Raw genomic sequence first — 8,960 nt, forward strand, 5'->3', positions numbered from 1 at the left:
AGGCGGAGGCAATTTATCTGGGGATTAATGCGGTAGATTATTCCGGCTATCCCGACTGTCGTCCAGACTATCTGGCGGCGTTTCAGCAGTTAGCTAATCTATCGTCTAAGGTAGGATTAGAAGGTAAGGCTCCTCAGCTAGTGGCTCCCTTGGTGGAAGACAGTAAGGTGGATATTGTGCGGCGGGCGCTGGCGCTGGGGGTGCCGATTCATCAAACCTGGTCTTGCTATGAGGGGGGAGAGCAACCCTGTGGCCTCTGTGATTCCTGCCGAATTCGCGATCGCGCTTTAATCGATGCGGGGCGTCCAGATTTGGCTAGTGCGGTGGGGCGATCGCAGATGTCGATGCGTTAGGACAGATCGGTGGGGTTATCGGTGGGGGATGAGACTAAGTTATCTAGGTGAGCGATCGCGTCTTGTACAAAAGCCTGCATGAAGCGATCGCGCCGGTGGAGCTGAAACTGCTGTTGCACAACATCGGTCATGCCGCCATCGCCCCAGTCTTGTCCTTGTTGGAAATAGGTGATGAAGCTATAGCCAGCGATGCGGGTAAGGTAGGCGGCAGTGGCTCCCTGCACGGCTCGCCCCACCAGAAAGGTGGCTACATTGGTTTGCAGCGCCACGGATAGCAGCTCGATGGTTCCCTTGAGGATACCCAGTCCCGCCAAGGTTTTCACCAATGCCAACGCCAGCGCCTTACCCGACTCTAGGTCTAGGTCGCAGCCATAGATTTGCCCCAGATCAACAATCATCTTGGCATTGACCGCCGCTGCGGCCACAAGATCTACCCCCGGCAAGGGTGTCGCAGCAATGACGCCGGCCCCAATCCATTGATAGCGATCGATAATGGCTTCGGCCCGCTGGCGGCGTTCTTGGTTGAGCCACTGGCGGGTCTCGTCGCTGAGCCGTTGGGACTGCAGCAAAATATTGTCGGCAATTAAATCTTCGCCGTCGTTGCGAAGGATGGTGGCTAGGCGCTGCATCAAGGGCTCTAGCATGGGCTCGGGCGTCACCCATTCGCCGGTGTTGAGGCGTACAGGCCGCGGCTGGGCGGCGATCGCCACGATATCCTCTGGAGCGATCTGGCCGGCCAGGCGCTGCTGGATCTGCAGCAGCAGGGTGGCGAGGTCAGATTCTGGGTACAGATCGATTTTGTTGAACACCAACACCAAGCGCTTGCCCATCTCTAGGAGCGATCGCACGACGGCATATTCCGACTGCCGCAGGTCATTGTCCACAACAAACAGTAGCAGGTCGGCTTCGGCGGCCAGGTGGCGCACCTGCTGCTCTCGCTGGGTACCCATGACGCCCGTTTCCGCAAGCCCCGGCGTGTCGGTCAACTGCAGACGACGCTGGAGGCCCCGCAGCCGCAGACCATAGGTTTGGTTGTCCACCGTGGTGCCAATGGGCGCAGCCATCGGCCCGCCCACTCGGCCAATGAGACCGTTCACCAGGGATGTTTTACCCGCCGACCCAGTGCCAAACACCACCATATGCAGCGATCGCCCTTCTAGATCCTGGCCAATGGCCTGGGAGCGATCGCGCAACACTTGACGGGTGACCTCGTCTTGCACCTGTTCCACCTGCTGCTGTACCCCAGCCAGAACGGCCTGGGCTGCCGATGCTTTGTTGGTGGGAGCCACGGGCGGCCGCTGGGCTCGCTTGCGTTGGCTTGCCTGCCACCAGCGCCATAGGGGATAGACCAGCAACGCGATCGCCCCCAGCAGTAATCCCAGGACTAGCACGAGGAACAGATTGGCCAGTAGAGGGGACATTAGGGAAAGATCGGCATACAGACCAGCTACGCTAGCCAGCGCAATCAGAATCGCCCCTAATGCCAGGACGATCAGACCGATTTGTATACCCCACGGAAGGCGAGACATGGATGCTAACCTAGCGGACAGTGAACCTGTGATAGCAGCAAAAAACGTCGGATGCCCACGTATCTCCCGAGCAGATCCTGTGCAGTGGCTTCCGACATTTCATCAAGTGCAAACTCTAGTGTAAGACAGAGATCACATGTCGCGTTCAGGGGTTAGCCTGCGCGCATTCCACCTCGGCGGTTTCCGCCGCCGCTGTTCTCTCTGGGTTTTGCCTTATTTACCCGTAGCTCACGACCGAGCCACTCTGCTCCATCTAACTCTGCAATCACAGTGTCTTCCACAGAATCTTCTTTCATCTCGATGAAAGCAAATCCACGCTTTCTGCCTGTTTCACGGTCAGTAGGAAGGCTGATGCGAGAAACCTCGCCATATTCAGCAAATACTTCTTGCAGGTCTTCTTCGGTTGCCTGAAAAGACAGGTTGCCAACGTAAATAGTCACGATCCTCTCCAAACCAAATCAGTACATTTACAATTCGGAGAGAACATAAGGACTGCGTACCACAATTCTCGCTCTGCTGCCGAACCTTTCTTGCGTGCAATCATATCCTATCTACGCAAAAATGGCAGTAGAGTTTTTGTTAAGTTTTTGAAACATTCACAAAAATATCGCCGTACCAAGCAGTACGGTCGCGTCATGGGGTGAATTAAAAGCGTTTGAGGAGACAACCATAACAGGTGATAAAGCGCACCGCGTTATGTAACGTAGATTTCATTGTAGCAGCACATGTAGAGCGACTCCGAATTCTGCTGGGCCAGATATGGAGTTCTTAACCTATTTTTCATCTTTTGGGCGATCGCTCCAGATGGCGGCGATCGCTAGGATCATCGCTGGGATAGGTGTCTAGTTGTATCATTCTCTATCCTTTTATGAACGGCTCCATGGTTTTGTAACGTGCCTAACCATATCTCTCGCTAACCCCTGCAAAATTCAGACTAGCGTTAGGCTGAGGCTCTGGTGTCAGGATGGGTGCGATCGCCGATCGGCTCCAAGCATGGCAAAGGCTACGGGATTAAAACAAGGAGTTGTCGATGAGCCAAGTGGTGATTCAGGGTGGACGGATTGTAACGGCGGTGGATGATTACGTCGCCGATATTTTGGTGGAGAATGGCAAGGTCGAGGCGATCGCTCGCCACTTGGACGTACCGGGGGCTGTGTGTCATGACGCGACCGGGATGCTGGTGATTCCGGGGGGCATTGACGTCCATACCCATATGGAAGGCCCCCAGGGGCCAGCGATGAACTGTGATACCTATGAGTCGGGTACCTATGCGGCGGCTTTTGGCGGTACAACGACGATCGTTGACTTTGCTTATCAAGGGCGGGGGGAAAGCGCTAAGCAGACGTTGGACGAACGCCTGGCCTTGGCAGAGCCGCAGGTCTGTATCGACTACAGTTTCCACATGGTACTCACGGACATTAATCCGGATGTGTTGGCAGAGTTGCCGGATCTGATCAACCAGGATGGGATATCCAGTATCAAAATGTACATGGCCTATCCCGGCACCCTGATGGTGAGTGATGCAGATATTTTTCGCACCATGCGCGCCGTGGGTGACCATGGCGGCATGGTGAATCTCCATGCCGAGAATGGGCAGGTGATTCAGGTGTTGATTGAAGAGGCATTAGCCCAGGGCAATACGTCGCCGAAGTATCATGCCCTGACTCGCCCTCGGATTATGGAAGCTGAGGCTACCCATCGAGCGATCCGCATTGCTGAATTGGCGGAGATTCCGGTCTATATCGTACATCTCTCTGCTCCAGAAGCCCTCGCGGCGGTGGTGGAGGCCCGCGATCGCGGCATTGAGGCGTTTGCCGAAACCTGTCCCCACTATTTGTTTCTCCACAGCGAGGAATATGAACGTCCTGGCTTTGATGGGGCCAAGTATGTGATGACGCCACCGTTGCGGGATCACCATTGCCATCATGATCTATGGCGAGGGTTGCGGTTTGATGATCTACAACTGGTGGCCACGGATCACTGTCCGTTTTGCATGAATGAACAACCCCTGGGCGTACGGTTTTCGAAACAATTGGGCCACGACAATTTCAACAAAATTCCCAACGGTGCTCCTGGGGTAGAAGATCGTTTAGTGCTGATCTATGACGGCGGTGTGCGCACGGGCAAAATTTCCCTGAATCGCTTCGTGCAACTCACGGCTACGGCCCCTGCCAAGATGTTTGGCCTATTTCCCCGCAAGGGCACGATCGCTGTGGGCAGTGATGCCGATTTGGTGATCTTTGATCCAGAAGAACAGCATGTGATTAGCGCCAGCTCCCACCATTCGCGGGTAGACTATTCCATGTTTGAAGGGCGGCAGGTGACTGGCAAGGTGAAGAAGGTGTTTGTGCGAGGACGCTTGCTGGTGGATGGCGATCGCTGGTGTGGAGAAGCAGGCTATGGCACTTTTCAAAAGCGATCGGCCTCGGGACGGATCCTATAGTTCTTCTTAGGACTCCTGAAACCTCAGAACGGCTTTTGCAGTCATGACCCTTAGGAATGTGAGTGCTGGGACGTAGGGGCGATCGCTCCCCATCGAGGGCGATCGCCGTTACCATCAGTGTCATAGCAATCCATTGTCCTGCCCATGCCTAGCCCAATGAGCTGGGTTTGTTCATCCTCTGGATAGGCAGGAAAAGTCTTGATGAGCCGTTACTAAAGAATCCTATGGCAGCCACAGCGTCGTTTCGTTCCCTTGGGTCTTGTCTCAAGCGTCTGTCCAAACCCCTGATCGTCGGCAGTATGGCGATCGCCCTCAGTTTGGGCGCATCTCCGGCTTGGGCTGGAGACCCCTTCCGCACGAGTGACCCTCACAGCATTGGTGATCAAACGGAAGCGGCTTTCCGCGCCATGTTTGAACAGGGCAATTATGTAGAAGCCGGTCGCCTATTAGAATCTGCCGAAGACGATGAACCTATGTCCCACGCCATGGTGGCTTCCCTGGCCTACCTAGAAGAGGATTGGGATACCATGGGTCGCCGCGCTACGCTCACCCGTGAGGCGGCAGAAGCTTTGGTGGAGACGGATCCTTTACGGGGCAATCTTTATATAGCCGTGGGGCATTTCATGGAAGGAGCCCATGTGATTATGACCCAAGGCACCCTTCGGGGATCACCCACGGCTTTAATGAAGCTGCAGAGTGTTTTTAGCCACATCAATGCGGCTGAAGCGATTGATGCCACTGATCCAGAATTGAATCTGGTCAAAGGGTTTATGGATTTGATGATTGCCGTGAATTTGCCCTTTGCTGATCCGGAAGAGGCAATTAGCCGCCTAGACAACTATGCTGCACCGCCCTACGTGGCCCAGCGCGGGATTGCGGTGGCTTGTCGTGATTTGGATGACCATAGCTGCGCTATGGACGCCATAGATCAAGCGATCGCTGCGGCTCCCAATAATCCAGACTTGTACTATCTCAAGGCGCAAATTTTGGTGCAGCAAGGGGATGAAGCGGCCAGCCTTGAGTTTTTCGACCTGGCTCTGGAGAGTCGCGGTAATTTCCCCACGGCCCTCGGCAACCAAATTGCTTGGGAGCGGTGTCGTACCAATAATCGGGTGACGGACGGTAATCAAAATTGCGATCGCCTACGTCGCTAACGAAGCACTGGTATTCATCGATGGCCCATTGTCCCTAGCTGGTCTTAACCACCGGAATTAATCGATTTCCCGTCGTCCTTCTAAGGCGCGCGCCAGGGTGACTTCGTCGGCATATTCTAAATCACCGCCCATCGGCAGCCCAAAGGCAATGCGGGTCACCTTGGTAAATGGTTTCAGCAACTGCCCGAGATACAGCGTCGTGGTTTCTCCTTCGACGCTGGGGCTGATGGCGATGATCACTTCTGACACCTGCTGCTGGCTAACGCGGCGAATCAAAGGCGCAATGTGTAGTTGATCAGGGCCAACGCCATCCATAGGGGAAATCATGCCCCCAAGCACATGATACTTACCGCGATACTCGCGAGTTTTTTCTAAGGCGATTACGTCTCTAGAATCGGAGACGACGCAAATCGTTTGGTCATCCCGCGAGGGCGCACGGCAGATTTCACAAACGGGCTCTGCCGATAGATGAAAGCAGATAGAACATAGCCCAATCTGCTGCCGAGCTGCTACTAAGGCATCGGCAAGGGCCTGAACCTCCGTTTCCGGTCGTTTTAAGATGTGTAGGGCTAGCCGCTGAGCTGTTTTGGGGCCAATGCCAGGCAGGCGCTGGAACTGTTCAATCAAGCGGGCTAAGGGACGTGTGTAAACCGTAGCTGTTCCTCCAACCAATGCCTTTCAAATCATAGCGGGCGATCGCCCCTGTTTTCCAACCCAGAGCGATCGCCCGTTTTCGTCCATAAACATAGCGCGTGTCCAGACAAGAACACGCGCTATGACGTTAGCCTAACTTAGAGAACGGTGGGATTAACCGATTTCAGGCGCATCCACAGCAGCCAAGTCTAGGGGGAAGTTGTGAGCGTTGCGCTCGTGCATCACTTCCATACCCAGGTTGGCACGGTTCAAGACATCCGCCCAAGTTCCGATGACACGACCTTGAGAGTCGAGAACGGATTGGTTGAAGTTGAAACCGTTCAGGTTGAACGCCATCGTGCTGATGCCCAATGCCGTGAACCAGATGCCCACTACTGGCCATGCACCCAAGAAGAAGTGCAGTGCGCGGGAGTTGTTGAAGCTGGCGTATTGGAAGATCAAGCGACCGAAGTAGCCGTGGGCTGCAACGATGTTGTAGGTCTCTTCTTCCTGCCCAAACTTGTAACCGTAGTTCTGAGACTCGGTTTCGGTCGTCTCACGTACTAGGCTGGAGGTCACCAAGGAACCGTGCATCGCGGAGAACAGAGAGCCACCGAAGACACCCGCCACACCCAACATGTGGAAGGGGTGCATCAAGATGTTGTGCTCGGCTTGGAACACGAACATGAAGTTGAAGGTACCGGAGATACCCAGAGGCATCCCGTCCGAGAAGGAACCTTGACCAATCGGGTAGATCAAGAACACAGAGGTAGCAGCAGCCAAGGGAGCGCTGTAAGCAACGCAGATCCAAGGGCGCATACCTAAGCGGTAGGAGAGTTCCCACTGACGTCCCATGTAGCAGAAGATGCCGATGAGGAAGTGGAAACAAACCAATTGGTAAGGGCCACCGTTGTACAACCACTCATCTAAGGAAGCTGCTTCCCAGATGGGGTAGAGGTGCAAGCCAATGGCGTTAGAAGAAGGCACAACCGCACCGGAGATGATGTTGTTGCCGTAGATCAAAGAGCCAGCGACAGGCTCACGGATACCGTCGATGTCAACCGGGGGGGCTGCCACGAAGGCAATGATGAAACAGATGGTAGCGGTGAGCAGGGTGGGGATCATCAAGACGCCGAACCAGCCTACATAAAGGCGGTTATCGGTGCTGGTGACCCAGTTGCAAAACCGCTCCCATACATTAGCGCCATCGCGCTGCTGTAAGGTTGTAGTCATAATGCAATAAGTCCTTGTTGAGGTATGTAATTAAAGAAAAATGATGCGCCAAGCATGAATGGCTCGACGTACTGATCATCATATTTGTTGATCCGTGATCTTCTGAACTAAACTACATTGTTTTTGACAAAGGTTTATATTCAGAAACATGAATCTTTGAATTCACGTCCTACTGAATTAACGGAATTTCGTTGTTCTCGCATCAGGTTACTAAGGGAGCGATCGCTCCTAGGTTAATCAATTCAAGTGGTTAACAATAGTCATATTTTGTATTAAGTACGAAGGCGATCGCTGCAATATTTTGCAATATATGTTTACTTGTTCAGAATGAAGATGAGCTAGGCGTTGAAGGGGATGGTACGCCCTAATGTTGACCTCTAGACTCTGCTAGGTGGGAAGGCGTAACGATTGACCAGCCTTGCGACGTAGCTCAATGCTCCAATTCTTATGAGACGAGGATTGCGCGACGTCGCAACCCGGCAACCTAGCTTCATTTAGTTGAGTTTATTGCCTGAAGACCCTTGATTGCGTCGATCTAAGAACTGTAGCTGCTGGTAAAGCATGTGGGTGAGTGGTACGGCTACCTGCTTGGCTTGAGCTGCAACAAGGGGCTGATTGAAAATTGCCTCTAACTCCAGCGGACGCTGTTCGTCATAGTCGATTTTCATGCTGGTGCGGTAGGGTTTCATCTGTTCTGTATGCTCAATATTTTGCTGAATATAATAGTCATCCAGAACTCGACCATAGGCAGCAGCTATGGCAATCACTTCTTGCATCAACGCGATCGCTAGTGGACGGATGTGGGGGTCAAAAATCATCTCGCTGGTGCTGGCATTGAGGACCACAGAGAGACCATTGAAGGGAATATTCCAAATCAGTTTTCTCCAGCGGGCCCAGAGCAAATCTTCCGTTTGATCAATGGGAATTCCTGCCTGTTCAAAATCTTGGGCGATCGCTCTTAGTCGCTCCGTGATGCCCCTAGCTGCATAGTTTGGCCCGTAGTCACCTAGGGCAATTTTTTTGTAATCCAAATGGCGAATATGCCCCGGCCCAACTTTGTTAGAGCAGATGAAACAAAGCCCGCCCATCACCCGATCGGCCCCGACAATCTCTGCCACGTAGGGCTCTACGCCTAGTCCATTTTGCAACACCAGAACCACACCATCGGGCTTAGTGACGCTGGGAAGCCACTGGGGGAGCAGGTGATTCTGAGTCGTTTTCAGCGCCACAACGACCACATCGCAAGGGGGCATGGTGGCTACACTGGCATGGGCCTGTACTTCAGGGAGAATCACATCGCCATCAGGAGACTCCACAACAAGACCATGCTGCCGAACATGGTCGTAGTCCCGGTGCAGCAGGTAGTGAACCTCAAGACCTGATTGCTGCAACTGTGCTCCATAAAATCCGCCTAGGGCACCCGTTCCAAGAATGGCATATCGACGTTTAGACTGTGGCATACCTGCGATCGCTGAACAACAACCCATCTTCTATATCCTAGGTGTTGCTAGGGCTAGGGATAGAAGGTGCGCTAGTTTTTAGGGTAATCGAGTTCTTGGCGTACACTCAAGGCAATTTGCAGGGCGTCGTTCAAAAACTGTTGATAGTCGCTGGC

The 8,960-nt window shown here is 53.5% G+C and carries 8 protein-coding genes; 3 read left to right on the forward strand and 5 right to left on the reverse strand.

Going from position 1 to position 8,960, the window contains the following annotated elements; translation table 11 throughout:
- Positions 1–353 (forward strand): 7-cyano-7-deazaguanine synthase (locus V6D20_25165; GenBank protein ID HEY9819072.1); only part of this gene is annotated, 353 nt, incomplete at its 5' end.
- Here the strand turns inward: V6D20_25165 and V6D20_25170 are convergent.
- Together V6D20_25170 and V6D20_25175 are read right to left on the reverse strand one after the other, a co-directional pair.
- Positions 350–1,882, reverse strand: coding sequence for a GTP-binding protein (locus V6D20_25170; GenBank protein ID HEY9819073.1), 1,533 nt, complete (start codon positions 1,880–1,882; stop codon positions 350–352). The genes V6D20_25165 and V6D20_25170 overlap by 4 nt on opposite strands.
- Positions 1,883–2,034: 152 nt before the next feature.
- The gene (locus V6D20_25175) at positions 2,035–2,322 is read right to left on the reverse strand and encodes an RNA-binding protein (GenBank protein HEY9819074.1); all 288 of its coding nucleotides are present in this window, start codon (positions 2,320–2,322) and stop codon (positions 2,035–2,037) included.
- A gap of 590 nt (positions 2,323–2,912) precedes the next feature.
- Here V6D20_25175 and hydA point away from each other — a divergent pair.
- Together hydA and V6D20_25185 are read left to right on the forward strand one after the other, a co-directional pair.
- Entirely contained in the window at positions 2,913–4,325 is a 1,413-nt protein-coding gene (hydA, locus tag V6D20_25180) for a dihydropyrimidinase (protein HEY9819075.1), read from the forward strand.
- A gap of 224 nt (positions 4,326–4,549) precedes the next feature.
- The gene (locus V6D20_25185) at positions 4,550–5,479 is read left to right on the forward strand and encodes a Sll0314/Alr1548 family TPR repeat-containing protein (GenBank protein HEY9819076.1); all 930 of its coding nucleotides are present in this window, start codon (positions 4,550–4,552) and stop codon (positions 5,477–5,479) included.
- A 57-nt stretch (positions 5,480–5,536) separates the two neighbouring features.
- Here V6D20_25185 and recR read toward each other — a convergent pair whose 3' ends face one another.
- The 3 genes from recR to V6D20_25200 form a co-directional block, all read right to left on the reverse strand.
- Positions 5,537–6,151, reverse strand: a complete 615-nt coding sequence (gene recR / locus V6D20_25190; GenBank protein ID HEY9819077.1) for a recombination mediator RecR — start codon at positions 6,149–6,151, stop codon at positions 5,537–5,539.
- 135 nt (positions 6,152–6,286) lie between these two features.
- The gene (gene psbA, locus V6D20_25195) at positions 6,287–7,345 is read right to left on the reverse strand and encodes a photosystem II q(b) protein (GenBank protein HEY9819078.1); all 1,059 of its coding nucleotides are present in this window, start codon (positions 7,343–7,345) and stop codon (positions 6,287–6,289) included.
- A gap of 494 nt (positions 7,346–7,839) precedes the next feature.
- Positions 7,840–8,805, reverse strand: a complete 966-nt coding sequence (locus V6D20_25200) for a putative 2-dehydropantoate 2-reductase (protein HEY9819079.1) — start codon at positions 8,803–8,805, stop codon at positions 7,840–7,842.
- Positions 8,806–8,960: the final 155 nt, after the last annotated feature.

It is taken from the genome of Candidatus Obscuribacterales bacterium (genome assembly GCA_036703605.1).
In the GTDB taxonomy this organism is placed as follows: domain Bacteria; phylum Cyanobacteriota; class Cyanobacteriia; order RECH01; family RECH01; genus RECH01.